The sequence below is a fragment of the Rhizobium sp. RM genome (assembly GCF_013390595.1).
Classification (GTDB): Bacteria; Pseudomonadota; Alphaproteobacteria; order Rhizobiales; family Rhizobiaceae; genus Agrobacterium.
In genome coordinates this window covers 917,153-942,248 of sequence record NZ_JACAWV010000022.1, presented here as the reverse complement: position 1 = coordinate 942,248, position 25,096 = coordinate 917,153, and the positions used below count along the sequence as shown (strand labels likewise).

Here is a 25,096-nt window from a genome sequence, read left to right as displayed (position 1 = left end):
GAAGGAAGGATGACGACAATGAAAAAGCTTCTCACGAGCATCGCGCTGATCGCCGCCCTTACCGGCTCAGTCTCTGTCACCTCTGCGGCGGAAGAAAGCCACGATCTTGCCGCCCAGACCACGCATGCGATCGCCGGAAATCATTTCCCGGTTATCAAGCCTGAAGAGCAGAGCTGGTCCTTTGCCGGGCCATTCGGAAAATATGACAAGGGCCAGCTTCAGCGTGGCCTGAAGGTCTACAAGGAAGTCTGTTCCGCCTGTCATTCGATGAGCCTCGTTTCCTTCCGTACGCTGGAGGATCTGGGCTACTCGGAAGATCAGGTGAAGGCTTTCGCTGGTGAATACGAGGTTCAGGACGGCCCGAATGCCGACGGCGAGATGTTTAACCGCAAGGCCGTGCCTTCGGATCATTTCCCATCGCCGTTCCCGAACCATGAGGCGGCGGCTGCAGCCAATGGTGGAGCCGCTCCGCCTGATATGTCGCTGCTGGCCAAGGCACGTGGCGTCGAACGTGGTTTTCCGCAGTTCCTCATCGACATGATCCCGATCGTCGGTGGTTATCAGGAAGGCGGCCCCGATTACATCCATGCGCTGCTGACCGGTTATCAGGATGCACCGGCAGGAATAAAAAACCCGGACGGTTCGGATTACACGCTGTCGGAAGGCACGCATTTCAACCCGTATTTCGTTGGTGCAACCGCGCTGAAAATGGCGCCGCCGATCAGCGCCGATCAGGTGACATATGACGATGGCACGCCACAGACGGTCGACCAGTATTCCAAGGATGTTTCCGCATTCCTGATGTGGGCCGCTGAGCCGCATCTGGAAGATCGCAAGCGCACCGGCTTCATGGTCATGGTGTTCCTGTTCATCTTTACCGCTCTGGTCTACCTCACCAAGAAATCGGTCTACGCGAACAAGGAACATTGATCCGAACAGATGGGATCAATGAAGAGGATTTGGCCCCCATGATCGCATGGGGGCTTTTTCATGCGCTGTGCAGCAGGAGAACGTTCAATGAGTATAACACGTTGTGGCGGCTGCCTTTGCGGTGCCATCCGGTTTGAGGCGAGTGGCGAGGCGGCCAACCGGCATAGTTGTTCCTGCGATATATGCCAGCGTCATTCGGGTGCTGCGAGCCTAGTGTGGGTGGAGTATGCCAAGGATGCTGTGCGGTGGACCGGCGCTGGAGGCATGCCAGCCACCTATCGTTCTTCCGACTATTCCAGCCGTGCATTCTGCGCTGCCTGCGGCAGCACGCTGGGCGCCATCGATGACGCGCCGACCGTTGCCCTCGTCTTCGGTTGTTTCGACGACAAGGCTGACGAGGGGCTGAGACCACAGTCTCATTCCTTCGAAGATGTTTGTCCTTCATGGGGGCGGATCGCTGGCATGGAGCAGGTCGCGTAAGCCGTTGTCCTTTTTAGTTGGTACGTCGCCGCCGAATTGATAGGGTAGCGCGAACCTTCTGATCCATTTCCCATATTAATTGGACATACCATGACCGTCATCGCTTCGGAGCTTTCCGCTGCCATTCGTTCCATTCCCGACTATCCGAAGCCGGGCATCATTTTCCGTGACATCACCACGCTGCTTGGCAATCCACGCGCGTTCCGGCGGGCCGTAGACGAACTGGTGCAGCCTTATGCGGGGACGAAAATCGACAAGATTGCCGGGATGGAAGCACGCGGCTTCATCCTCGGCGGCGCTGTTGCTCATCAGCTTTCGGCCGGTTTCGTGCCGATCCGTAAAAAAGGCAAGCTGCCTCACACCACCGTTCGCGTTGCCTACAGCCTCGAATATGGCGTCGACGAGATGGAAATGCATGTGGATGCCGTGCAGCCCGGTGAAAAGGTTATTCTGGTGGATGACCTCATCGCAACCGGTGGAACGGCGGAAGGGGCCGTGAAGCTTTTGCGGCAGATGGGAGCGGACATCGTATCCGCATGCTTCGTAATTGACCTGCCTGATCTTGGCGGACGCAAGAAACTGGAAGACCTTGGCGTTGAAGTGCGGACGCTGGTCGAATTTTCAGGTCACTGATACGAAATCCACCCTGCGCGCCCATCGGCGCGCAGGGCAAGAATTTATTCAAATTCCAGAACGCCGCTTTCAAACGAAATCACCGTTTCTCCGGCCTGATTGACGCCTTCGTTAAAAGTGGTGTTGAGCAGCAGACCGGGTTTTGATGCCAGGGGTCGCGTGTCGACCAGGGTAACGAAATAGGTGACGTCGTCTCCGGCATAGACCGGCTTCTTCCATTGCAGCTTGCGAAATCCGGGTGAGGGGCCAAGTTTGGGCGGCTCGATGCCCTCCTGTTTCAGGCGTTTTACCTCTTTTGCCCAATGGCTAAGAAAGGTCTTCATCCAACCGGCGCTGGTGTGCCAACCGGACGCGCACAGGGCGCCGAAAACACTGTTCTTCGCCGCCGTCGCATCCAGGTGAAATGGCTGCGGGTCAAATTTTTCGGCAAAACGAATGATGTCGTCAGCGGAAAAGTGCAGCGTATCGAGTCTGACACGCTCACCAACGGGAGAGAGTTCCGCCAGTCTCATGCTGCAACACCTCCGTTTAAGCGCATTTTGAACATGACTGTGTTTTCTCCGTGGGCTGCCAAGTCGCCGCGCTGGTTGTAGAGTTCGTGCCTGAATTTCACGAGCCCGATGCCGGGGCGTGAGCTGGACGTGCGCTGTTCCAGGACAATGGATTTGCCAGTGAGTGTATCGCCGGCCAGTACCGGTTTTTTCCACTCGACATAATCGATGCCGGGGCTGCCCTGCGACGTCGAATTGATGATGTAGCTGTCCGCCATCATGCGCATCAACAGGCTGCATGTGTGCCAGCCTGAGGCCGCCAACCCGCCAAGAATGCTGGCGCGACCAGCCTCCTCTGAAAGATGCATGGGTTGGGGGTCGAATTCGCTGGCAAACTCAATGATATCTGCTGCTGAAATCGGCTGCGGCCCTAGGGGAAATTCCCGCCCTGCAGAAAAATCCTCGTAGGCATATGTCGCGACCGGTGCCATGTTCTCCTCCTGTGCACAGTCAATACGGCGGCATCTAAGATGATTTTGCCTTTTACGTAAAGGTCAAATCATTCGGGCGGGAGAATGCAACATCACAAACAAGAACGCCGCCCGGAGGGCGGCGCAAGCTTTATGACTTCCTGTTGGACGGAATGTCCGGAAATGCCCGGTGTGTCAGGTGTTGAAGCGGAAATGGATGACGTCGCCGTCCTGAACCACGTATTCCTTGCCTTCGTCACGGCCCTTGCCAGCTTCCTTGGCGCCGACTTCGCCCTTGAAGGCAACGTAATCGTCATAGCCGATGGTGAAGGCGCGAATGAAGCCGCGTTCGAAATCCGTGTGAATGACACCTGCTGCCTGCGGCGCCTTGGTGCCGAGAACGATCGTCCAGGCGCGGCATTCTTTCGGACCGACGGTGAAGTAGGTGATGAGGTCGAGTAGGTGGTAACCGGCACGAATGAGGCGGTCGAGACCTGCTTCTTCCAGACCGAGAGCAGACAGGAATTCCTTGGCTTCTTCTTCAGGAAGCTGCGCGACTTCGGCTTCGATAGCCGCAGAAATGATCACACATTCCGCGCCCTGCGCCTTGGCCATTTCGGCGACGGCCTTGGTGTGCTCGTTGCCATCGACAGCGTCGGCTTCAGCGACGTTGCAGACGTAAAGAACCGGGTGCGAGGTGAGAAGGTTCAGACCCTTCAGCACTTCGATCTCGTCTGCGGCCAGCGTCTTCAACAGCAGGCGGGCAGGCTTGCCTTCATTCAGCAGCTTAATGACCGCTTCCATGACAGGAAGCTGCGCAAGCGATTCCTTATCCTTGGAGGTGGCACGCTTGCGGGTCTGTTCGACGCGGCGTTCGAGGCTCTCAAGGTCAGCGAGCATCAACTCTGTTTCAATCGTCTCGGCATCGCCGACCGGATTGATGCGGCCCTCGACGTGGGTAATGTCGTCATCTTCGAAGCAGCGCAGAACATGTACCACTGCATCGACTTCGCGGATGTTGGCAAGGAACTTGTTGCCGAGACCTTCGCCCTTCGATGCACCGCGCACCAGGCCGGCGATATCGACGAATGAAATGCGGGTCGGGATGATTTCCTTGGAGCTGGCAATATCCGCCAGCACTTTCATGCGGGGATCTGGAACAGCCACTTCACCAGTGTTGGGCTCGATCGTGCAGAAAGGATAGTTGGCTGCCTGTGCGGCAGCCGTTTTCGTCAGCGCGTTGAAGAGGGTGGACTTGCCGACATTCGGCAGCCCGACGATACCGCATTTGAAGCCCATGGCTTGAAACCTGTCCGTTTGAAAGAATTCGTTGGGAGCCTTTTGCGGAATGGGCGGGGCAAGGTCAAGCCCGGCGCCTGATTTGTCCGGACAAAGCGGCGGAATGGTGCTGAATTTCGGGCGTCCGCTCTTGGCAGACTTGCCGATATAGCGGTCGCGGCGCAATATGCGTCGGCCAAGCGTCCGGTCTTTTCGTCATCAACGGGGACTTCCCATGAGTGACAACGCTGTCGATCTCAAACCAAAACCGAAGACGAAACCAAAGCTTGAGCGGCCGAAGCTATATAAGGTCATTTTGTTGAATGACGATTACACGCCGCGCGACTTTGTGACCATCGTCCTCAAAGCGGTGTTTCGCATGAGCGAGGAAACCGGCCATCGCGTCATGATGACGGCACATCGTTTCGGCAGTTCGGTTGTGGTTGTCTGTGAGCGTGATATCGCCGAGACAAAAGCAAAGGAGGCGAATGATCTTGGCAAGCAGGCGGGATTTCCGCTGATGTTCACCACCGAGCCGGAGGAATGACCCCAAGCGTGTCGCTTCCTCAGTCTTTCTTGCCGAACATCTTCTTCAGCATTTCTGCCATGGGGCCAGTCTCCGGCAGCTTTTTGGGCTGAGCGCTGTTTCTGGCCTGGTGAATATGCGATTGCGCGGCAGGTTTCGCTGTCTTGGCGGGCTTCTCGTTTTCCGGCTTGCTGCCAGTGGCGAGAGCCAGCTTGTTCATAAGCTGCGAATCTTCGCCCTTGATCAGCATGGCAGCGTTGTCGGCAATGGCGTCGAGCAGCGGGTCGAGCCAAACTGCATCGGCCTTGGCGAAGTCACCCAGAACATGCCCGTGGACACGCTCCTTGTCTCCCGGATGACCGATGCCAAGGCGCAGGCGGCGATATTCCTTGCCGCAATGGGCATCGAGCGACTTGAGGCCGTTGTGCCCGCCATGTCCGCCACCGATCTTGATCCGGCTGCGGCCGGCCGGCAGGTCCAGTTCGTCGTGGATAGCGATAATGTCGGCGGGCTTGAGCTTGAAGAAGCGCATTGCTTCCCCCACAGCCTCACCGGAGAGGTTCATATAGGTAAGGGGCTTCATCAACAGCACTTTCTCGCCGTCGATCTCTCCTTCGGAAATCTCTGCCTTGAATTTTCTCGACCAGGGGGCAAAAGACGGCAGACGTTGCAGGGCATCGACGGCCATGAAGCCGATATTGTGTCGGTTACCCGCATATTGCGCGCCGGGGTTACCTAATCCTGCAATGATCTTCATGGGGGGCTGTCCGCGTTCTGACTGGTTTTCTCGCCTGTCACCACCCCGAAATGCCGCCGCTGTCAACCTCTTTGTGTCCTGTCGCGCAATCAGCGAGAGTTTAGGTTATAGCGGTCGAAGAGTTTCTGCTGTCTGCCATCGGCGATCAGTGTGTTAAGGCGAGCCTGCAGTTTTTTTATCAAGGTATCAGGCACGCTTTTGTGGCATGCCAAGCCAAACTGCTGTTTTGAAAAGGTCATGACCTCCTTGAACTCGCCCGCCGGCAAGCTCCCGAGGGTAAATTCGGACATGGGCATCAGATCTATGCGCCCGGCTTTCAACTTGTTCAACGTGATGGAAAAGTCCGCACCGAGATCGATGTTTGCAAACCCGAGCGATTGCAGCAGTTTTTCCGTATAGTCGCCGCGCTGGGTGCCGACCCGGTATTTCCTCATCTTGTCGAGACTTGTGGAGTCGATCGGCGTCGTGCTTTTGGCGATGAGGATATTCTTGTCAGTCAGGATCGGAGAAACCCACTTGAACTGATTTTCCCGCTCCGGTGTCCGCGCGGCGGCGAAGGCGCAATGCATGCTTTGTGTTCTGGCAAGCGCAATGGCTCTCGCCCACGGCATCACACTGACCTGATAATCCGTATCTGTTTCATCGAGCAGGATTTTGAGCTGATCGATGAAGACGCCTTCCACGCCGCCATCGGCGGACCGGACGTTATAGGGAGGATAGATCTCCGTGGTGAGAAACAGTGTTGCCGCACTGACAGGATGGGCAAGCGCGAGGCAGATCAGGGGCAACAAGATCAATCGCATCAAACCCGCTCCTTTCGATCTCATGCCTGCCGGACCGATACGCTGTCGACAAGTCGATCACGGTTCAGGTCGTCGATGACGGCGGGAACCGGTTGTGGCCTTGCAAACAGATAACCTTGACCACAGTCCGCACCAATTGACAGAAGAAGTGCCTTCTGCTCCTCGGTTTCGATACCCTCTGCCACGACGATGCAGTTCATCTTGTGCGATATGGCAGCGATGCCCTCGATCAGCATGCGACTTCTTTGTTTTACCTCGACGGTTTCCTCGCAGATCGAACGCGTAAACGACTGGTCGATCTTGACGATATCGACCGGGAAACGGCTGAGGTAACTCAAGGACGAATAACCCGTGCCAAAATCGTCGAGAGCGATCCGGCAGCCCAATTGATGAATGGCGTCGAGGATCGCCCGGATTTGCGGATCATCCTTCATGATGACCGCTTCGGTTATCTCGATGACGAGGCGACATGGGCGGATGCCGTAGCGATGAAGAACGCCGGCAATACGTGTGGGAAGTCCCGGTTCAAATTGCAGCGGTGAGAAATTAACCGCCACATAGGAATTCTCCATTCCGGGGATGCGCGATATCTCGGCCAGATTGGCAATCGAAAGGTCGAGGATCGTGTTTCCGATCCGATTGATCGTACCGTTTTCCTCCGCAAGGCTGACGATGGCGGCGGGGGGCAGCAGCCCTTTTTCCGGATGATTGAGGCGCATCAAGGCTTCAAAGCCTGCCGTCTGGCCCGTTGCAAGATCCAGGATCGGCTGGAAATATGGTTCAAACCAGCCCTCCGCCAAGCCCTGTTCGATATCGCGTTCCATCTCCGCGTGTTCGCGTGCCCGGTCGGTAATGGACGGGTCGAACATTTGCGATCCGTTCTTGCCGGCCCTTTTGCGTGTATACATCGCCATATCGGCATTCTGCAGAAGTTCAGCGGCGCTCGACGCGTGAACCGGGTAGATCGCCATGCCAATACTGGCGCTCATACGGATGCTGTTGTCGTCAATGTCGAAAGGCGTATCCAGAATCGAGCAGATACGGTCGCTGAATTTGGAGGCGCGCTCGGCAGCATTTTCGCCGGCAAGCAGAATGGCAAACTCGTCACCGCCCAGCCGCGACGCGCTATCGTCAGCGGTGAGCAAAGGTTCAAGCTTCAGCGTGAACTCCTTGAGGACGGCATCGCCTATGGCGTGGCCGAGACTGTCATTGATTGCCTTGAACCGGTCGAGGTCGATGAAAAGGCACGCGAGTTCCGTTCCATTCTTGTCCGCCTCGCGGATTTGGGTGTCCAGGATTGCCTCGAAGCCCTGGCGATTGAAAAGGCCTGTCAGGTGATCGGAAATGGCCTGCTGCCGATTGCGCTTTTCCGACTGGCGCAGTTCGGTCACGTCAGTCATGACGCAAAGCCGTGTGTCCGATTGCGTCACTGCGCTGGAGTGGAGTTCTTTTTCGAGAATAAGGATATCCATGGTGCGGCCGTCGCCGCAACGGAAGCGCAGCGTAATGCCCATCTGTCCCGTGGCATCCACAGCCTCGAACGCAGTCTTGCGCGTCTTGAAGAGTGGCCGATCTTCCGGATGAATGAGATCGGCAAAATCCAGACCCAGTGCTTTTGCGCGGCTGTAACCGCTTACCTGGACCCAATAGTCACTAACAGCCGCGACCCGATCCTGCCGGTCGAGAGAGAAGAGCATGGCGGGCGTGCGGTTGTAGATCTCGATCTTGCGTTCATGGGCATTCTTGATCTCCAGCTCTTCTTTTTCGAGCTGGGTCTGCATTTCGTTGAAGCTTTTAGCCAGCCGGCCGATTTCGTCCTTCGAGCGCCAGTCGACGTGGTGGCGCGAGCCAAGACGCCGTGTCGCTTCGATGGCCGCTGCCAATCGCATCAGCGGCCGAATGACCATGAAGCGGTTGCCGACAATGGCTGCGAGCACGATCGTCAGAATCGCCAGAATGAAAATGGTAATGAACGCCATTTCCATCTGGCTGAGGGACGTGAACAGGCTGAGGCTCTGATAGTGAACGATCAGCTGTCCGACCGTGATCGCGCCCCCCGACGTCTTGTAGATAACCGTGCGGGATGTCGAAACCGTATCTTCGACAGCGTCGTCGCCCGCGGTCTGGACGATGTCGAGCTGTCCAGACGTGTCCTTGACCTCCACCATCTTTACCATGGGGTCTGAGACAAGCGTTCCGGTGATCTGGTTGATGGTGTCATCATCCAGATCCCACAGGGGGCGTGCAAGGGCCTGCGTGTTCGTGGTCAGCAGTATTTCAAGGTGATCGCGCTGGCTACGAATGGCTTCGTGATAGGAGAGCGTCAGCAGGAGCGTGAAGAGGGGAGCAACGACCGTGAGAAGTGCCCCGGAGACAATCGCGATGAAGCGACTTTCGACGGAATGAGCCATGTTTGATTGTCGTTACCCTTTGCCCCTGAATTACGCGTCTCACCTTTCCGGTCGTCCTTGAAAACCTGAATGAGAAAACAGACAGGTCATTGTTTTTCTTGGCGTCCGGTGCTGGGTGAGAGCAATCGCATCGTTTCATGGAATTATTAATCGATGCTGAAACGCTGCAGCGTTCGCGCGGGATAGAAAAGGGGTTTCGATTTAAGGTTCACAAAACACAAAAAAACCCGCTCCGCGAACGGAACGGGTCTTCATAAGCAAGGCGATCAGGACCTTTCGGTCCCGTCAATTACTCGCCGGAAGCTTCTTCGGTTGCTTCTTCAGCAACGCCAGCGGCCGGAGCAACGATCGTTGCGATCGTGAAGTCGCGGTCGATAACCGGCGTAACGTTCTTCGGCAGCTTAACGTTCGAGATGTGAACGTTGTCGCCGATCTTCAGGCCAGCGAGATCAACCGTGATGAATTCCGGGATATCGGTTGCCGGGCAGTGCAGTTCGACCGTGTGACGGACGATGTTCAGAACGCCGCCGATCTTGATGTCCGACTTGTCTTCGTTGACGAAGTGAACCGGAACTTCAACGTTAACGGCAGCATTGCCGGAAACGCGCAGGAAGTCGACGTGCATCGTGAAGTCGCGAACCGGATCAAGCTGGTAATCCTTCGGGAGAACCTTGATCTTCTGGCCGTCGAAGTCGATGGTCGCGATCGTCGTCATGAAGCCGCCAGCGTGAATGCGCTGCGTTACTTCCTTGGTCGACAGGGCGATAGAAATTGGGGCCTGCTTGTCACCGTAGATGACAGCGGGAATCAAACCGTTGCGGCGAAGTTCACGAGAGGACCCCTTACCAACTCGTTCGCGCGCCTCGGCCTTGAGCTCATACGATTCTTTGCTCATGGCATTTCCTTTCGAGGTTATATGGAGAGTTCATGCCTGTTTTTGGCTTGAACTGGAGATGGCCATCAGGTCATCCCGCCCGCGTTGCCTCCAAGGGTGTCTGCACGGGTGCGGGCGCTATAGTACAAAACAGCCGCAATGACAAGGCTGCATCGCCAGACTCGAACTGCGCCAATACCGATCCTGCGTCTATAGTGTTCTTGGCCGATTTTTTTAATCAATGCTTAGCCATGTGCATAAACCAAGCGCAAACTTGATGAATGATAAGTGTCGCCGACATTCCGTTGGTGCAAGACAATAATGCTTCTGGTTCTATACTGCCTGATCATCGATCATGACATCCGCTACACGGCCGCCGCCGTGATCGTTTGTATTCTGGGCAGCTTCGTTACGATGAGGTTGTTCTCACGCGTCAGAGTCGCGTCTGGCGTGCAGAAGGTGAGCTGGTTGTTTCTGGCCGGCGTCAATGGTGGTGCAACCATCTGGACAACCCACTTCGTTGCGATGCTCGGATATATCGCGGCCGGCACTGTCGGTTATGATCCGACATTGACCGGGTTTTCGCTGGTCATCGCCATCGTGACCATGACGACGGGGCTTGGCATTTCCGCCTATGGTGGAAGAAGTGCCTTCGTCGAAGCCGGTGGTGCAATTGTCGGCCTTGGTATTGCGGCGATGCATTACACCGGCATGGCAGCCTATAACGTCCAGGGCTTCATCCAGTGGAACAAGAGCTACGTCATCGCATCGCTGATCCTTGGCGCTGTCTTCGGCGCCTTGGCTGTTAACCGCATTGCCCGTCCCATCAACTGGTTCTGTAAACATTCCGCCGTCGCCTTTCTCATTCTGGCGATCGCGTCGATGCACTATACCGGCATGGCATCGATGACGTTCGAGTTCGATCCCCGGATTGTCATTGAAGAGAGCCTCCTTTCGCCCGCACTTATGGGAGGAGGAGCGATCGGAGTGACTGTGCTGCTTTTTGCACTGGGCTTGTCGACCTACGTGATCGATGCTCAATCAACGCAGCAGGCAGTGGCGCGTTATCGGCATCTGTCGCTTCACGATCCACTGACCGGCATTCCAAACCGTGCGGCATTTATCGAACATCTCACCCGCTTTACGCGTGACGTGTCCACCGGCGCGCATATTGCACTGTTGTCGATCGACCTTGACCGCTTCAAGGAAATCAATGATGTGCACGGCCATGCGGCGGGAGACGCGGTGCTGCGCACGATTGCAGACCGGGCGAGTTCCGTGTTGAGGTCGGGCGAGTTCCTGGCGCGTATGGGCGGTGACGAGTTCGTGGCGCTGACCAAAGCTTATTACACCCGTGCAGATGGCACGGAGTTTGCCAAACGGCTGATCGAGCAGATCAACACACCGGTCGAGTGGAATGGTCATTCTTTCACCGTCGGGGCGAGCGTCGGCATTTCTGTTCGCAACAGCAGTTCGGTCGATGCCGATACCCTGATAGCCCAGGCCGATGTGGCCATGTACCGCGCCAAGAATGGCATCGCAGAAACGATCTGCTTCTACGACAAGTCGATGGACGATGCGGCCCGCGAGCGCAATGCACTTGCAATCGCCATGCGTGCCGGTCTGGAGAACAACGAGTTCGAGCTCTATTATCAGCAGCAGAATGATACCAATACCGGCAGCATTGTCGGTTTCGAGACGCTTTTGCGCTGGAAGCATCCGACACGCGGCATGATCTCCCCTGCCGATTTCATTCCGATTGCCGAGCAGAATGGTTTCATTGTTGAGTTGGGTGAATGGGTGCTGGCGGAAGCTTGCACACAGGCCGCGCGTTGGAAAAAGGCGCTTTCGGTCGCCGTCAACGTGGCGCCACAGCAGCTGGCCGACAACGACTTTCCCGACAAGGTGGACAGGATTTTACGCAAGACGGGGCTTCAGCCAGCGCGGCTGGAACTCGAAATCACCGAGGGCAGTATCATTGCCGACCATCGCCATGCCCTGACGACCATTCGCCGACTGAAAGCGTTGGGTGTGAAAATTGCCATGGACGACTACGGTACCGGTTATTCCTCGCTTTCGACCTTGCAGAGTTTCCCCTTCGACAAGATCAAGATCGACCGTGCGTTTATCGACGGCCTCTCGACGAATGTGCAGTCCGAGGCCATCGTCCGTTCGACGCTTATCCTGGCGCACAGCTTGAACATTCCGGTTCTGGCCGAAGGGGTTGAGACGCAGGCTCATATAGAGTTCCTGCGCCGAGAAGGTTGCCTGCAGGTGCAGGGCTTCTTCTTCGGTAAACCTGGCCCTGTGACCTCGATCGCCAATCTCGTGGGTGATGACCTGCAGTCTTCGGACGATCAGGCGGGCCTTGACGACCTGCGTTATCGCGCCGCAAGCTGAACGAGAAAACCTGGCGAGCCTGCGCTCGCAAAGTTTTTTATTGAAACGTGAAGGCTTACAGCGCACATTGCCCAAAAGCTTTGGGAGGAGCGCATGTCATCTGACCTTGCCCATGCAGACCGCGTGTATGAAATCGCGCGACACCGTTCCGCCGCCGCGAGCTCTCCAATTGTCGCCTCATGGCGTCGCTGCATGGTGAAACATCACCTTGCCCCGGAAGAAAATCGCAAGCCTCTTTTCCTGACCGACAGCGAGTTTCGCCGTGCGCGGGAAAGTGCTGCCGGCCTTATTGCCGAAAGTACTGAGGAACTCGACCGTATATTCCAGAGTGTCGGCAGGTCGGGATGTTGTCTGTTGCTGACGGATGCCGAGGGGGTTGCGCTGGAACGGCGCGGCGCGGCGGGAGATGATCGCGATTTCCGTGCCCTTGGTTTATGGTCAGGAGCGGTGTGGAGCGAACAAAGCGTCGGGACAAATGGTATCGGAACAGCGCTTGTCGATGAGCGATCAGTTGTCGTTTATCGCGACCAGCACTTCTTCACGTCCAACACCCGACTGAGCTGCACCACTGCTCCCATCCGCGATCATACGGGGAGGGTGACGGGCGCCCTCGATATTTCGACGTGCCGTAACGACATTGATGAAATGACGTTCTCTTTCGTGACCCAGGCAGTCAAGGATGCAGCGCAACGGATAGAGGGCAATCTTTTCCGTCGGGCTTTCCCGGGTGCTCGTATCGTGATTGTGCCAACTGGTTCGGGTGCGTCGCTCTCGCTGCTTGCGGTCGATCAGGACGATCTTGTTCTTGGTGCAACGAGTGCTGCGAGAATTGCGCTCAAGCTGGATGATGGGAAAATTGCCCAGGGCGTGCCCGCTGCCGACATACTTCACGAGCAGCGACATGACGGCGGCTCTGATCTCGCCGAAGCGGAAAGAGCCGCGCTGCGCCGGGTTCTTTCGCGCACAAACGGCAATGTTACGCAGGCTGCTTCCTTGCTGGGGATCAGCCGTGCGACCCTTCATCGCAAGATGAAAAAGCTCGCCGTTCACTGACATTTCTTAACTCTGGACCCGCAAAAGCGGTCTTGCGTTCTCCGCAAGGCCGCTTTGTCGCAGATGTGAAACACTGTGCGGTGCGGAACCTCGCCGCCCCTCTACCAAATGTCACGATAGGAGACCACCTTCTTCCCATGCGGTCTGCAACGGATCGTTTTTCATCAGGGAGGATGAAATCATGAATATTCAGGTTCAGCAAAAGGCTGGCGAGGCGCCGTTCAAGCTGAAGTATGGCAACTATGTTGGCGGCAAGTGGGTCGAACCGAAATCCGGCCGCTACATGGATAATCTGTCGCCAGTGACCGGACAGAAGATTTGTGAAGTCCCACGCTCGGATGCGTCCGATATCGAATTTGCCCTCGACGCCGCGCACCAGGCGCGGGAGAAGTGGGGCAAGACGAGCGTGACCGAACGCTCCAACATTCTTCTCAAGATCGCGCAACGCATCGAGGACAATCTCGATCTCATTGCCCGGGCGGAGACCTGGGATAATGGCAAGCCGCTGCGTGAAACCACCAACGCGGATATTCCGCTGACGATCGATCACTTCCGTTATTTCGCAGGCTGCATTCGCGCGCAGGAGGGCACGATCGGCCAGATCGACAATGATACCGTTGCCTATCATTTCCATGAGCCGCTGGGCGTCGTCGGTCAGATCATTCCGTGGAACTTCCCGATCCTGATGGCGGCCTGGAAGCTTGCGCCAGCTCTCGCTGCCGGCAACTGCGTCGTGCTCAAGCCTGCCGAACAGACACCAGCATCCATTCTGGTGGTGATGGAACTGATCGAGGACCTTCTGCCGCCTGGTGTCATCAACATCGTCAACGGTCTCGGCACGGAAGCCGGCAAGCCACTGGCGCAAAGCAACCGCATTGCCAAGATCGCCTTCACCGGCTCCACGTCGGTCGGCAAGGAAATCATGCGTTATGCGGCTGACAATGTGACCAACATCACGCTGGAACTGGGCGGCAAATCGCCGAACATCTTCTTTGCCGATGTCATGGATGAAGATGATGCCTTCCTCGACAAGGCGCTCGAAGGTTTCGCCTTCTTCGCGCTCAACCAGGGTGAGGTCTGCACGTGCCCGTCTCGTGCTCTGGTGCATGAGTCCATCTATGATCGCTTCATGGAAAAGGCACTGAAGCGCGTTGCTGCAATCACGCAGGACGATCCCCTCAGCAACTCCACCATGATCGGTGCGCAGGCTTCGCAAGAGCAGTTCGACAAGATCATGAGCTATCTGGAAATCGGCAAGAAAGAAGGCGCGAAGGTGCTTGCTGGCGGCGACAAGAAATCGCTTTCCGGCAATCTGAAGGATGGTTTCTACATCCAGCCAACGGTCTTTGAAGGCAACAACAAGATGCGGGTCTTCCAGGAGGAAATCTTCGGACCCGTCGTTTCTGTGACGACCTTCAAGACAGTGGAAGAGGCGCTCGAAATCGCCAACGACACCGTCTACGGCCTGGGCGCTGGCGTGTGGAGCCGTGATACCAACGTTGCCTATCGTGCCGGTCGTGGCATCGAGGCCGGCCGTGTCTGGACAAATTGCTACCACGTCTATCCGGCGGGTGCCGCCTTCGGTGGTTACAAGCAGTCGGGCATTGGTCGCGAGACCCACAAGATGATGCTCGATCATTATCAGCAGACCAAGAACCTTCTTGTTTCCTATAGCCCGAACAAGGTCGGTTTCTTCTGATCTCCTCCCCGGGGCCGGCGGCGGTGGTCGCCGGCAAGCTCCCAGGGGCTCAAGGCTCCTGGGAGCCCGGCTCAGACAATTTGAAATCCCTGCCCGAAAGAGAGAGGCCGGACACGAAAGTGTCCGGCCTCTTTTAAAGATTTCTAGGCGTGGTCGCCGTCAAGCGGCGTAGCGGCGCTCATTCTGATGACCGGAGCCAACCGAGAACTGTCCAACCTGTTCGGTCAGGCCGTCGGCCTCGCTTGCCAGCGAGAAGGCGGAGGCAGTTGTTTCCTCGACCATGGCGGCATTCTGCTGTGTGACCTGATCGAGTTCGTTGACCGAAGCGTTGATTTCACCAAGGCGTCCCGATTGTTCGCGTGACGCGGCGGCGATCGCCACGATCTGATCGTTGACGGACTGAATGCGGCCCTGAATCTGTTCCAGGCTTTCGCCGGTGCGCAGAACCAGCGCAACGCCACTTTCTACATCACCTGCCGAGGTTGCGATCAGCTGGGTGATATCGCGGGCCGCAGCGGCGGATTTCTGCGCGAGTTCGCGGACTTCCTGTGCAACGACAGCAAAGCCCTTGCCTGCTTCGCCGGCACGCGCAGCTTCGACGCCGGCGTTCAGAGCCAGAAGGTTGGTCTGGAACGCGATCTGATCGATGACATCGATGATCTGGCGGATCTTGGACGATGAGGTTTCGATCCGTTCCATCGCGACGATGGCTTCCTTCACCACGGCTGTAGACTTGTGTGCGTCCTGCATAGTGTCGGCTGTTGCTTCGACCGCCACGTTGCAACGTTCGAGAGAATTGTTGACGGCCTTCGTCATGTCGCCCAGTGCTGCCGCAGCTTCCTCAAGGGCAGCGGCCTGCCGTTCCGTGCGACGAGACAGGTCTTCCGAGGCACTCTTGAGTTCGCTCGAGCCGGCACGAATGGCGCTGGCGCTGTGATCGATATTGGCGATTGTCGTTTCCAGACCCGCCATCGAATTGTTGAAATCGATGCGCAGATGGTCAAGGGACGGAACAAAGGCTTTCTCGATCCGCAGATCGAGCCTGCCGGCGGCGAGGTTGGCGAGACCCTTTGCAAGAGCACTGACGGCTTCTTCCAGCTCCTTGGCGCTTCTCGCCTTTTCCATTTCGCGCTGGGAGCGTTCTTCGTCGAGTTCCTCTCCCTTGCGGGCGGCTTCGTCTTCCATGCGCAGCTTATCAAGGATGCCCCGGCGGAAGGATTCCAGTGCGCGGGCCATTGTGCCAATTTCGTCGCCGCGTGCGACAGCCTTGATCTCGATGTTGTTTTCGCCGCCGTTCAGGCGTTCCATGAGGTTTGCCAGGCCGGTCAGCGGCTTTGTGAGGCCTGCGGAAACGGCGATGCCGATGAGGGTCATGGCGGCCAGGACTGCGAGTGTTGCCAGCGTCGCCCAGAAGGCGAGATTGTTGGCAGCCGCGAGAACCTTGCTCTCCTGCTGGCCGATCGCGAGTAAATGCTTTTCGCCGAAAACGGTGACCGGGCGATACGCGTAGAACATGTTGCCAGCAGGCGTGCTTGCGACGACCGTGCCGGCGTTTGCCGAGCCGGACAGGCCCGCCAGGCTTTCGGGAACACGAGCGTCCGCACCGCCGGACAGGACGCCCGCGCGGCGTTTGCCGTCTGCACTCAGAAGAAGCGCATCGTCAATGCTCTTGCCGGTTTCTTCCGGCGTGACGATCGTGCCAACCCGGTCTGCCGAAACGCGCATGATCACGACGCCTTTTCGCTGTATCTGTCCCCAGTTCGAAACCGCAAGCGGCATGCCGACGAAAGCAGATTCGTCCGCGCCCTGGCCGCTGAACGACGCAGTCGTGATAATGCCGTCTTTCCCCGCAGAGACGCGATCATAAAGATCCTTGATGGCTCTGTTCTGCGGCTCGGAAATATTGGTGAGGAAGTTCTTGCCCTTGGTTACCGAGTAGACAATCAGACCGTTCTTGTCGATTACGTAGATGTCACTGACCTTGGTATTGCGCCAAACGCTGGCAATGGTCCCATTGATGGTTGCGTGCTGGATGGCGTAGAGCAACTTCAATCCGGTACCGTCAAAAGCGGCGCGCTCTTCTTCAGAAACGCCATCACGACGGAAAGCCTGCACGACGGCATCCAGTTCGCTCGGAATGATGTTGGTCATCGTTTCCGTTGCCTGTGCAATTGCAGAGTTCTGCGACAGTTCGGCAATGCTTTGTTCGACGCGCAATGTATATGCGTCAAGCTGCTTCGATTGATTTCCTGCAACCGTTTCGAGCCTGATTGTGCTGGCGTCGATCAGACCTGCCTTGCCGATCTGATAGGAGATCAGTCCTACGGACAAACAGGAAATCAAGGTTGCGCCTGTGACCAGTGCTGCAAACTTTGCTTTTATGGACAATGACTTGATCTTGCCATTGGACGGAATCGTGCCGGGCATCGTGTTTTCTCCCCCCTGAAATATGTGCCGGAAACGTCGCAACAATTGTTTACGGACGCGTTAAATTTCGAGGCAATTGTACGACTATATTTCTCTTTTTACGCGAAAATTTCCCGTGTTCTCGTCGTGTTGAGGCTTGCATAAAACGGTAAGGAAATGGCGCGAAGCTCCGTCGACGGCACGTGTCGTGGAGGATCGGTGGTGACTGACGGAAATGTCTCGCCAGTTGGATGTTGAGAACGGGTTGGACAAGCCGTTCTTTCAGCTCCCCGATCGATGCGCTGTCCGGTCGCAGCCCCGGAAAAGCAAAAAGGCGGCATCGGAATGATGGCCGCCTTTCAAATTGTTACCTGATCTTCGATGTCTCAGTCGAACAGACCAGACACAGACTCTTCCTGAGCCGTACGGTTGATGGCTTCGCCCAAAAGATTTGCCGTTGTGACAACGCGGATATTGTGGGCCGATTGAACGGCGGTGGTCGGCTGAATGCTGTCAGTGATGACGAGTTCGCGAAGCTTCGATGAAGCGACACGGGCAACAGCTCCGCCGGACAGAACACCATGCGTGATGTAAGCGGTGACGCTGGTCGCGCCTTTCTTCAGCAGCGCTTCGGCCGCGTTGCAAAGCGTGCCGCCGGAATCGACGATGTCGTCGATCAGGAGGCAGTCCTTTCCAGAGACATCACCGATGACGTTCATGACCTCGGATTCGCCCGGACGGTCGCGGCGCTTGTCGACGATAGCCAACAGACAGTCGAGGCGCTTTGCCAGTGCACGGGCGCGAACCACACCGCCAACGTCAGGCGAAACCACCATGACGTTGTTGGTGTCGTAGTGTTCCTTAACGTCGCGGGCTAGGATCGGTGCGGCGAAGAGGTTATCGGTCGGAATGTCGAAGAAACCCTGGATCTGCCCAGCGTGAAGATCGAGCGTCAGAACGCGATCAGCACCCGCTTCAGTAATCAGGTTGGCGACAAGCTTGGCGGAAATCGGTGTGCGGGGGCCGGCCTTACGGTCCTGGCGGGCGTAACCGAAATAGGGAAGAACCGCCGTGATCCGCTTCGCTGAAGAGCGGCGCATGGCATCGATCATGATGAGCAATTCCATCAGATGATCGTTTGCCGGGAATGAGGTGGACTGGACGACAAAAACGTCCTCACCACGTACGTTTTCCCCGATTTCTACGAATATTTCCTGGTCAGCAAACCGCTTTACAGTGGCATTTCCTAGAGGAACGTTGAGATACTTGCAGATCGCTTCGGCGAGATGCCGGTTCGAATTGCCTGCGAAAACCTTCATTGCGGCCGCCTGTTTCCATGCCATCGCCTATGGTCCGGGATAGGTTTTCCGTGACCAAGCGTCGTTCAAGGGGAGGAATACCCGGCCGAAAGACCTTTGCCGGACACGCCCTATTGCCATGCGCGCCTTAATAGCGCTGTTGCCTCCGATTGCAAGAGGACTCCATGCTTTCCCAATGATTTTCGTGAAATCTTTGCGACTTGTCCGGTTTTACTGCCTCATCCCCGCTGTGCTTGCTTCCATGTGACATATTCATTCAGCGTTTTTGCCGCGATATCCTGCATCACACGATCACTGACGGCCGACCATGGATCGTTGCCCTTGCCAGGCACTGTTTCCTGGCCCTGAAGCCTGTGCAGGCGCGCACCATTCGCATCCAGCACATCCCAGACGTAAATGACATTCACCTTGCTGCCATCAGCGAAGGCGGAGAAGTATCCTTTCAGGATATTGTCGGCGGAATGGTCGTTCGAGGCGCGGATCGTCAGACCCTTGGCACGTGCTTCCGCGCCGAGCTGGCGCGACAGCGGGGTGACCGCCTGTACGGGAGCGCCGATAATGGGCAGAAAGCGAATGGAATCGCCGGAGGAACCGGAAGGAGCGAGCGAGGCCGTCTGTTGCGGTTGCTGCTGGGGAGGACTCTGGTCGACTGGTTGGCCATATTGATTGCCGTTGGAGAGCGCCTGTGCCTGAGCCTGCAGCGTATTTTGTGGCGCATAGGAGCGAACTGAGCTCGATGTCGCTGGTGAACCTGCTGGTGCCCTGTCTGCGGCGGCGGCCATCTGATCAAGATCACCCTGGGTCACGGGTGTGGACCCGCTTTGGCCAATATCGACCTGCGGTGTCAGGGCTTCCGTCGTGTTGCAGGCCGACAGCATGAGGGCGAGCGCCGGGATGACGAGAATGAGCCTTGTCCGGCTCATGCGATGTTGCCTCTCATGTTCCGCTCCATATTCTTCCAGGGTGCGGCAATGTATGGCGGGTTCTCCCCTCCTGTCAAACACGCCGGTTTACCAGGTCAAATGGCCGGTTGTGGAGTAAGACTCACGCTGTCAGAAGATCGAGGCTGTGGCGTGACAGGGGCTCCGGGGCGCCGTCCGTCGTCAGATATGTCTGGCCTAGCGTCATCGCGTAGCCCGAGTCGGAATCCATCACGATCATGTGCACAAACAGTGTCATGTCTTTCTGAATCTCCTGTGGGTTGCCTGCCTGGAACATCTGATGCTCCATCCAGGACGGCGAAAAACGGGTGCCGAGCGAGTAACCGCAGGTATTGAGGCGGTGTCGGGTGAGGCCGCGTTCATCCATGACACGGGCATGCATGTCGAAAACATCGCCGAATGTGCTGCCGGGACGCAGGATTTCTTCGATCGCCGTCAGATTTTGCAGGCAGGCGCTGTAGAGCTCCTTTTGCCGGAAATCCTGTTCGCCTATCAGTACCGTTCGCAGCATGGCCGTGTGATAGTGAGCGCTGACACCTGCCCACTCCAGGGTCAACTGATCCGTCGTGTCAAGCTTGCGGCGGCCAGACTTGTAGCGGCAGAGCAGAGCGTCCGCGGCAGAGCCAATGACAAATTCGTTGGCGGGGTAGTCGCCGCCACGTGCCAGGATCGCGCCTTGCATCGCTGCCAGAATGTCTGCTTCGTCAGCGCCGGGCGCGATGATTTTCATCGCGGCATCAAGTGCGTCGTCGGCCATATCGCCAGCCCGTTTTGCATAGACGATTTCCGCCGGGCTTTTGACGAGACGAAGTGTGCTGACGAGATAGGAGGCATCGACAAGCTGGCCAAAGCTGGCGAGCTGATTGTCTATGAGGCGTGCGACACGCCCGGTCATACCGTGAGTGTCGTATTCGATACCGATCCGGGCGCCGAGCAGATCGAGATCGCTCAGCAGATTTTTAAGATCCAGCGTCGGGTCAGCGTTCGGCCTGTCGACCCAGATCAGAATGTTTTCGATGGTGGAGGTATTGCGCGCCTGCCTGAGATCTGCTGCCCGTGTGAGGAGCGTCATGGAGCCATCGGACTTCACGACAAGCGTCTGGAAAAAACAGTAGCCGAAGGTGTCGTAACCGGTCAGCCAGTACATGCTTTCCTGCGCAAACAGCAGCATGGCATCCAGCTTTTCTTCCGCCATCTTCGCGGTCAGCCGTTCGCGACGCGCCTCGAATTCCGAGGGCTCGAAATGCAGGGCCATATTAATCCTCCACAACAGCGATAGCAGAAATCTGCCGTCCGTAATCCGGTTCGGCGCGATGGGTGGTGCGGCGATAGGAATAGAATCGCTCTTCGTCGGGGTAGGTGCAAAGACCGAGATTTTCCGCCCTGACACCTGCCTTGATCAAGCGGTCGATGGTGAACTGTTTCAGGTCGAAAAAAGCATGGCCGGCTTTTTCTGCAGCGGAGAAATAACGTTGGTAATCGGGATCGATGTCGGTAAAGCGCGTCACATATTCCGGCCCGACCTCATAATTGGCCTGGCTGATGGACGGGCCGAGCGACGTGACGATGCGTTCGCGGTTGGCTCCAAGCCGTTCCATGGCGCTTATGGTGTTCTCCAGAACGCCAAACAGTGCACCTTTCCATCCGGCGTGGGCTGCGCCAACCACACCCGCCTCGGCATCGGCAAAAAGAATGGGGCCGCAATCGGCGCTCAACACGCCGAGAACCACGCCGGGTGTCGCCGTGACCATAGCATCTGCCTCCGGGCGATCGCCCGCGTAGCTGTCATCCACGACGACCACATCAGGAGAATGGACCTGGTGGACGGTCGCAAGTTTCTCTGTCGGCAGGCCAAACCATTGCGCAACGCGGCGTCTGTTTTCCTTGACCCGTTCCGGCTCGTCGTTCGAGCCGAGGCCGACATTCAGACCTTCGTAAATGCCTGCCGAAACCCCGCCATAGCGTGTAAAAAAGCCGTGACGAACCTTGTTGCCGGAGAGGGACGAAAGCAGGGGGCTCTGGATCGGGAGCGGCAGCGTTTCGTTCTGCATGGTCTTGGAATTCCTTGGAGAATGTCGCTGTTTTGCAGTGGGAATGCGGTAAGCGAGATGTTTCCTGTCGGCAGAGCTAAGGTGGGTTTGATGCCATTCGCCTGCTTCGTTTTACAGGCAATGGTGGCCCAGACCCGTTCGTTGTGTCAATCCACTGCGCGAAACGGCATGAGATGAAGTGCAGGGCTTGAAACGGCGATCACCTTGAAAAGTTCCCCCATTTTGCCTGCTCCTTCGCCGGCCAGACGATTGACTGCTTCAGCGATCGCGAGCGTCTGGTCGGGGTCCGCCTTGGCTGCCAGTGCCGAAGCACGCTCCTTCAGGCCAAGCCCGTACAGGAAGTCTCCCTGACGCAGACTGCCGTTGACATGGACGCCGTTTGCCTCTGCTGTTTTGACGAGGCTTTCGAAATCCACATGGCTCGTGAGATCGGCTTCGCCTGGGTGGGCGAGCACCGGGTCGAAGGCGTGATGGCGCATGGCCTGCAGCGTGTCGCCATAAGCTGAAACCAGATGGCCGTAGTCGATGGCGAGTGCCGTGCCGCCGTGCGTGGTCAATCGCTGGCAGATTGCCGTCATCACCGCTTCGCGCGCAGGGGATATCTCGACGATGGTTCCAATCGGCTGTCGTTCGGGAAGGGTCGGCAAGAGGGCAGGGTCGATACCTGCGACACCTACCGAGAATACCAGATTGTCGTCGGCATCCAGGCTCACGACGCGCTCGCGAAAACCCTGTGGCGTCCTGACAAATTGCCGGATTGGAATGGCGTCGAACAGTTCATTGGCAACGAGCAGCAGAAAACCGTCCGGAACAGCATCGAAACTCTCGTGCCATGTCAGCTTGCCGGAGTGACCGGAAAGCATTTCCTTCTGTATGGCCGTCAACCTTGGACTGGTTTCCACGAGATGGATCTGCATCGTCTCGTAGAGAGGCGGGGCAATCCGGCGAATGACGCGCAATATATCGGACATCATCGTACCGCGTCCGGGGCCGATTTCGACCAGCCTTGCCTCGGCAGGAGCGCCGTGGCGTTGCCAGGCATGCACCACGAAAACGCCGATCATTTCACCAAAAAGCTGACTGACCTCCGGTGCGGTTATGAAATCGCCCGAGCGACCGAAAGGCTCTCGGCTTTTGTAATAACCGTGTTCGGGATCAGCGAGGCAGAGCGAAAAGAAATCTGTGACGCTCAAAGGCCCGTTGAGGCGGATCATGGATTTGATGCGACGCGCAAGTGGTGTGCTCATAGCAAGGCATCCCGGTTACGCGCGGCCTGCGGCACTGCGGGCGCGAACGACTGCCCACAGTCCCAGCAGCACCATGGGTGTCGAAAGTACCATGCCCATGGTCAGCCAATTGCCTGCCAGATAACCGATCTGGGCATCCGGTTCGCGGAAGAATTCGACGAAAATACGCGAAAGAGCATAACCTGCGACGAAGATGCCGGTCACGGTGCCGGGAGCTTTCAATGCCTTGAACGCGTAGATTGCCAGAGCCAGTACAGCGGTCAGAAGCAAGCCTTCTAGACCCGCCTCGTACAGTTGGCTCGGATGGCGGGCGAAAGGGCCGCCTGTTGGAAAGACAACGGCCCATGGAGCGTCGGAAATACGGCCCCACAACTCGCCGTTGATGAAATTGGCGATGCGGCCGAAAAACAGGCCGATGGGGGCGACGGCGGCGACGATGTCGAACATGCTCCAGACCGGAATGCCGTTCTTGCGCGCAAACAATATCATCGCGATGGTGGTGCCGATTAGCCCGCCATGGAAAGACATGCCGCCGTTCCAGATCTCGATTGCTCTGATCGGATTGGCTGCGACGGAGGAAAGATCGTAAAACAGGATGTAGCCGATGCGCCCGCCCAATACGATGCCAGCGGCAGCCCACAGGATGAAATCATCGAGATGCTGCACGGTTACTGGTGAGTTGTCTTTTTGCCAGAGATGATTGGTGCGGCTCAGTCGGCGGGCGTAGGACCAGCCGAGCATGATGCCGACGACGTAAGCAAGCCCGTACCAGTGGATCGCGACGGGTCCGATGGAAACGGCCACCGGATCAATATCGGGGAACGGCATAATGGCAAGTAGGGCTGCTGCGGCTGACAATCGTATATTCCGTCATCGTTGCTGTTACTGACAACAGATTGGTTCCATTGCCTCAAGGTTTCCGGCCATGACGGCCGTTACCCGGAGCGAGGAAAATGGCGATTGAAGTGGCGGTGGTCAAGGTGATTTTTGCAGCCTGTCCGGGCGCCATTTGTGGCGAGGAAAGGTGCCGAATTGTGCGATTTTGCTTGCAAGGTGGCGGTCGAGTGCCTACCTGAAACATATCAACCGGATGGAGCGGAAAGCTCTTTTAACCGACGAAGGAACTGCGCCATGAGCACGACGGGCACCAACCGTTTTCTGGATGAATTTGCCAAGCTGATGACAGACGCAGCCGGCGCTGCGCAGGGTATGCGTAAGGAAGTCGAATCCGCATTTCATGCGCAGGCGGATCGCTGGCTCAACAGCCTCGACGTCGTAAAGCGCGAAGAATTCGAAGCTGTGCGCGAAATGGCTATCCAGGCGCGCGACGAAAATGACGCCCTGCGCGCCCGCATCGAGGCACTCGAAGCAAAACTCTCGACCTCGACCGACTGACACGGTTAAGGCTCTCAGATTTTGATGGAAACCGGATTCGCGCGGCGGGTCCGGTTTTTTGTTGCGCGCTTGTCCCGTGACGGTCTGCATCAGGTGTCATTTTCGAAACCGGGACGGGAAATTTCGGGCCTGTGGACACATGCAAAAAACACAATTGTCAGAGTCGGTTATGACTCTCGCCTGAGGCAATGCGGGAGAAGATATCCACTGCTCAAAAAGCAAAAATGGCCTTCGAGGGGTGGCAGTGGGACTCGCGCATTATAGACTGATTTTAAATGATGATTCGAAACGAACCTGGTAAGCTCCAGACAGGGTGACTGCGTAATTCTGGTGGTGTCGGGCAATCGTCTCAAATGTTGAATCCGGTTTGTATGGGAGTTTTGTGCCCGGCGTTCAAAACGTAACATCGATTCCGGCTGAGAAGGTGCCGCATGAGCCTGATGGAATTTGAAATTGAGCGTCAGTCCAATCCAGTGGACATGATCGAGATCGTTGCCGCTACGAACGACTGGTCGTTCGAACGCTCTGGCGAGGATGAAATTGCCATGACGGTAGCGGGTCACTGGGCCGACTACCATATCTCCTTTTCCTGGATGGAGGAGTTCGAGGCGCTTCATCTTGCCTGTGCATTCGACATCAAGGTGCCCGAGCCACGCGTCAATGAGGTTATTCGCCTGCTTTCGCAAATCAACGGTCAGGTGCTCATGGGGCATTTCGACCTGTGGCGGCAGGAAGATGTGGTGATCTTCCGTCAGTCGCTTCTGCTCGCTGGCGGCGCGGAGCCCAACAACCAGCAGGTTGAGGTGCTGCTTTCCAGCGCGCTTGAGTCCTGCGAGCAATATTATCAGGCATTCCAGTTCGTCGTCTGGTCGGGACTGGACGCCAAAACGGCAATTGAAGCCGTTATGTTCGAGACCGTTGGAGAAGCGTAA

The 25,096-nt window shown here is 56.9% G+C and carries 23 protein-coding genes; 9 read left to right on the top strand and 14 right to left on the bottom strand.

From position 1 onward, the window contains the following. Positions 1–18: 18 nt before the first annotated feature. From HWX89_RS21125 to HWX89_RS21115, 3 genes are all read left to right on the top strand, one after another. Entirely contained in the window at positions 19–930 is a 912-nt protein-coding gene (locus HWX89_RS21125) for a cytochrome c1 (RefSeq protein ID WP_138791097.1), read from the top strand. Positions 931–1,017: 87 nt separating this feature from the next. Next, on the top strand, positions 1,018–1,410 hold the full coding sequence (locus HWX89_RS21120) for a GFA family protein (protein WP_138791096.1): 393 nt from the start codon (positions 1,018–1,020) through the stop codon (positions 1,408–1,410). A 90-nt stretch (positions 1,411–1,500) separates the two neighbouring features. Further along, on the top strand, positions 1,501–2,043 hold the full coding sequence (locus HWX89_RS21115; RefSeq protein WP_045019026.1) for an adenine phosphoribosyltransferase: 543 nt from the start codon (positions 1,501–1,503) through the stop codon (positions 2,041–2,043). Between the two features lie 44 nt (positions 2,044–2,087). Here HWX89_RS21115 and HWX89_RS21110 read toward each other — a convergent pair whose 3' ends face one another. The 3 genes from HWX89_RS21110 to ychF form a co-directional block, all read right to left on the bottom strand. Then, complete coding sequence (locus tag HWX89_RS21110) at positions 2,088–2,555, bottom strand: MaoC family dehydratase (protein WP_138791095.1); 468 nt, start codon at positions 2,553–2,555, stop codon at positions 2,088–2,090. Next, entirely contained in the window at positions 2,552–3,025 is a 474-nt protein-coding gene (locus HWX89_RS21105; RefSeq protein WP_138791094.1) for a MaoC family dehydratase, read from the bottom strand. The genes HWX89_RS21110 and HWX89_RS21105 overlap by 4 nt, the downstream gene beginning before the upstream one ends. 174 nt (positions 3,026–3,199) lie before the next feature. After that, positions 3,200–4,303 carry a redox-regulated ATPase YchF gene (gene ychF / locus HWX89_RS21100; protein WP_138791093.1) on the bottom strand — a complete coding sequence of 368 codons (1,104 nt, stop codon included), beginning with the start codon at positions 4,301–4,303 and terminating at the stop codon, positions 3,200–3,202. 214 nt (positions 4,304–4,517) lie between these two features. Here ychF and clpS point away from each other — a divergent pair, with 214 nt between their 5' ends. Beyond that, positions 4,518–4,829, top strand: coding sequence for an ATP-dependent Clp protease adapter ClpS (clpS, locus tag HWX89_RS21095; RefSeq protein ID WP_138791092.1), 312 nt, complete (start codon positions 4,518–4,520; stop codon positions 4,827–4,829). 19 nt (positions 4,830–4,848) lie between these two features. Here clpS and pth read toward each other — a convergent pair whose 3' ends face one another. The 4 genes from pth to HWX89_RS21075 form a co-directional block, all read right to left on the bottom strand. Then, positions 4,849–5,565: an aminoacyl-tRNA hydrolase gene (pth, locus tag HWX89_RS21090; protein ID WP_138791091.1), complete on the bottom strand. Its 717-nt coding sequence runs from the start codon at positions 5,563–5,565 to the stop codon at positions 4,849–4,851. Between the two features lie 89 nt (positions 5,566–5,654). Further along, positions 5,655–6,368 carry a substrate-binding periplasmic protein gene (locus tag HWX89_RS21085; RefSeq protein ID WP_246705223.1) on the bottom strand — a complete coding sequence of 238 codons (714 nt, stop codon included), beginning with the start codon at positions 6,366–6,368 and terminating at the stop codon, positions 5,655–5,657. Between the two features lie 20 nt (positions 6,369–6,388). Beyond that, positions 6,389–8,779 (bottom strand): bifunctional diguanylate cyclase/phosphodiesterase, encoded by a 2,391-nt coding sequence (locus HWX89_RS21080; RefSeq protein ID WP_138791089.1) that lies wholly within the window; start codon positions 8,777–8,779, stop codon positions 6,389–6,391. A 289-nt stretch (positions 8,780–9,068) separates the two neighbouring features. Beyond that, the gene (locus HWX89_RS21075; RefSeq protein WP_138791088.1) at positions 9,069–9,674 is read right to left on the bottom strand and encodes a 50S ribosomal protein L25/general stress protein Ctc; all 606 of its coding nucleotides are present in this window, start codon (positions 9,672–9,674) and stop codon (positions 9,069–9,071) included. A gap of 300 nt (positions 9,675–9,974) precedes the next feature. On the opposite strand from HWX89_RS21075, the gene HWX89_RS21070 reads away from it, so the two are divergent. From HWX89_RS21070 to exaC, 3 genes are all read left to right on the top strand, one after another. After that, the gene (locus HWX89_RS21070; protein WP_138791087.1) at positions 9,975–12,053 is read left to right on the top strand and encodes a putative bifunctional diguanylate cyclase/phosphodiesterase; all 2,079 of its coding nucleotides are present in this window, start codon (positions 9,975–9,977) and stop codon (positions 12,051–12,053) included. A gap of 93 nt (positions 12,054–12,146) precedes the next feature. Further along, the gene (locus tag HWX89_RS21065) at positions 12,147–13,106 is read left to right on the top strand and encodes a helix-turn-helix domain-containing protein (protein ID WP_138791086.1); all 960 of its coding nucleotides are present in this window, start codon (positions 12,147–12,149) and stop codon (positions 13,104–13,106) included. 181 nt (positions 13,107–13,287) lie between these two features. After that, the gene (gene exaC / locus HWX89_RS21060) at positions 13,288–14,805 is read left to right on the top strand and encodes an acetaldehyde dehydrogenase ExaC (protein WP_138791085.1); all 1,518 of its coding nucleotides are present in this window, start codon (positions 13,288–13,290) and stop codon (positions 14,803–14,805) included. Between the two features lie 159 nt (positions 14,806–14,964). On the opposite strand, the gene HWX89_RS21055 is transcribed toward exaC, so the two are convergent. The 7 genes from HWX89_RS21055 to lgt form a co-directional block, all read right to left on the bottom strand. Further along, a complete protein-coding gene (locus HWX89_RS21055) occupies positions 14,965–17,232 on the bottom strand; it encodes a methyl-accepting chemotaxis protein (protein ID WP_138791084.1) in 2,268 nt (755 codons plus the stop codon). A gap of 365 nt (positions 17,233–17,597) precedes the next feature. Continuing rightward, the gene (locus HWX89_RS21050) at positions 17,598–18,530 is read right to left on the bottom strand and encodes a ribose-phosphate pyrophosphokinase (protein ID WP_138791083.1); all 933 of its coding nucleotides are present in this window, start codon (positions 18,528–18,530) and stop codon (positions 17,598–17,600) included. 218 nt (positions 18,531–18,748) lie between these two features. Further along, the gene (locus tag HWX89_RS21045; protein WP_138791082.1) at positions 18,749–19,453 is read right to left on the bottom strand and encodes a hypothetical protein; all 705 of its coding nucleotides are present in this window, start codon (positions 19,451–19,453) and stop codon (positions 18,749–18,751) included. Between the two features lie 121 nt (positions 19,454–19,574). After that, entirely contained in the window at positions 19,575–20,726 is a 1,152-nt protein-coding gene (locus HWX89_RS21040; protein ID WP_138791081.1) for a M24 family metallopeptidase, read from the bottom strand. Position 20,727: 1 nt separating this feature from the next. Continuing rightward, the gene (gene pgeF / locus HWX89_RS21035) at positions 20,728–21,522 is read right to left on the bottom strand and encodes a peptidoglycan editing factor PgeF (RefSeq protein ID WP_138791080.1); all 795 of its coding nucleotides are present in this window, start codon (positions 21,520–21,522) and stop codon (positions 20,728–20,730) included. A gap of 146 nt (positions 21,523–21,668) precedes the next feature. Continuing rightward, positions 21,669–22,769 (bottom strand): class I SAM-dependent methyltransferase, encoded by a 1,101-nt coding sequence (locus HWX89_RS21030; RefSeq protein WP_138791079.1) that lies wholly within the window; start codon positions 22,767–22,769, stop codon positions 21,669–21,671. Between the two features lie 15 nt (positions 22,770–22,784). Continuing rightward, complete coding sequence (gene lgt / locus HWX89_RS21025) at positions 22,785–23,627, bottom strand: prolipoprotein diacylglyceryl transferase (RefSeq protein ID WP_178340852.1); 843 nt, start codon at positions 23,625–23,627, stop codon at positions 22,785–22,787. Positions 23,628–23,900: 273 nt separating this feature from the next. Here lgt and HWX89_RS21020 point away from each other — a divergent pair, with 273 nt between their 5' ends. Then, positions 23,901–24,164, top strand: a complete 264-nt coding sequence (locus HWX89_RS21020; protein WP_138791078.1) for an accessory factor UbiK family protein — start codon at positions 23,901–23,903, stop codon at positions 24,162–24,164. Between the two features lie 431 nt (positions 24,165–24,595). Continuing rightward, on the top strand, positions 24,596–25,096 hold the full coding sequence (locus HWX89_RS21015; RefSeq protein WP_138791077.1) for a type III secretion system chaperone family protein: 501 nt from the start codon (positions 24,596–24,598) through the stop codon (positions 25,094–25,096).

Excerpts from the sequence above, each read along its gene's own strand:
- HWX89_RS21125 (WP_138791097.1), top strand. The coding sequence starts at position 19 with ATGAAAAAGCTTCTCACGAGCATCGCGCTGATCGCCGCCCTTACCGGC.
- HWX89_RS21120 (WP_138791096.1), top strand. The coding sequence starts at position 1,018 with ATGAGTATAACACGTTGTGGCGGCTGCCTTTGCGGTGCCATCCGGTTT.
- HWX89_RS21115 (WP_045019026.1), top strand. The coding sequence starts at position 1,501 with ATGACCGTCATCGCTTCGGAGCTTTCCGCTGCCATTCGTTCCATTCCC.
- HWX89_RS21110 (WP_138791095.1), bottom strand. The coding sequence starts at position 2,555 with ATGAGACTGGCGGAACTCTCTCCCGTTGGTGAGCGTGTCAGACTCGAT.
- HWX89_RS21105 (WP_138791094.1), bottom strand. The coding sequence starts at position 3,025 with ATGGCACCGGTCGCGACATATGCCTACGAGGATTTTTCTGCAGGGCGG.
- ychF (WP_138791093.1), bottom strand. The coding sequence starts at position 4,303 with ATGGGCTTCAAATGCGGTATCGTCGGGCTGCCGAATGTCGGCAAGTCC.
- clpS (WP_138791092.1), top strand. The coding sequence starts at position 4,518 with ATGAGTGACAACGCTGTCGATCTCAAACCAAAACCGAAGACGAAACCA.
- pth (WP_138791091.1), bottom strand. The coding sequence starts at position 5,565 with ATGAAGATCATTGCAGGATTAGGTAACCCCGGCGCGCAATATGCGGGT.
- HWX89_RS21085 (WP_246705223.1), bottom strand. The coding sequence starts at position 6,368 with ATGCGATTGATCTTGTTGCCCCTGATCTGCCTCGCGCTTGCCCATCCT.
- HWX89_RS21080 (WP_138791089.1), bottom strand. The coding sequence starts at position 8,779 with ATGGCTCATTCCGTCGAAAGTCGCTTCATCGCGATTGTCTCCGGGGCA.
- HWX89_RS21075 (WP_138791088.1), bottom strand. The coding sequence starts at position 9,674 with ATGAGCAAAGAATCGTATGAGCTCAAGGCCGAGGCGCGCGAACGAGTT.
- HWX89_RS21070 (WP_138791087.1), top strand. The coding sequence starts at position 9,975 with ATGCTTCTGGTTCTATACTGCCTGATCATCGATCATGACATCCGCTAC.
- HWX89_RS21065 (WP_138791086.1), top strand. The coding sequence starts at position 12,147 with ATGTCATCTGACCTTGCCCATGCAGACCGCGTGTATGAAATCGCGCGA.
- exaC (WP_138791085.1), top strand. The coding sequence starts at position 13,288 with ATGAATATTCAGGTTCAGCAAAAGGCTGGCGAGGCGCCGTTCAAGCTG.
- HWX89_RS21055 (WP_138791084.1), bottom strand. The coding sequence starts at position 17,232 with ATGCCCGGCACGATTCCGTCCAATGGCAAGATCAAGTCATTGTCCATA.
- HWX89_RS21050 (WP_138791083.1), bottom strand. The coding sequence starts at position 18,530 with ATGAAGGTTTTCGCAGGCAATTCGAACCGGCATCTCGCCGAAGCGATC.
- HWX89_RS21045 (WP_138791082.1), bottom strand. The coding sequence starts at position 19,453 with ATGAGCCGGACAAGGCTCATTCTCGTCATCCCGGCGCTCGCCCTCATG.
- HWX89_RS21040 (WP_138791081.1), bottom strand. The coding sequence starts at position 20,726 with ATGGCCCTGCATTTCGAGCCCTCGGAATTCGAGGCGCGTCGCGAACGG.
- pgeF (WP_138791080.1), bottom strand. The coding sequence starts at position 21,522 with ATGCAGAACGAAACGCTGCCGCTCCCGATCCAGAGCCCCCTGCTTTCG.
- HWX89_RS21030 (WP_138791079.1), bottom strand. The coding sequence starts at position 22,769 with ATGAGCACACCACTTGCGCGTCGCATCAAATCCATGATCCGCCTCAAC.
- HWX89_RS21020 (WP_138791078.1), top strand. The coding sequence starts at position 23,901 with ATGAGCACGACGGGCACCAACCGTTTTCTGGATGAATTTGCCAAGCTG.
- HWX89_RS21015 (WP_138791077.1), top strand. The coding sequence starts at position 24,596 with ATGAGCCTGATGGAATTTGAAATTGAGCGTCAGTCCAATCCAGTGGAC.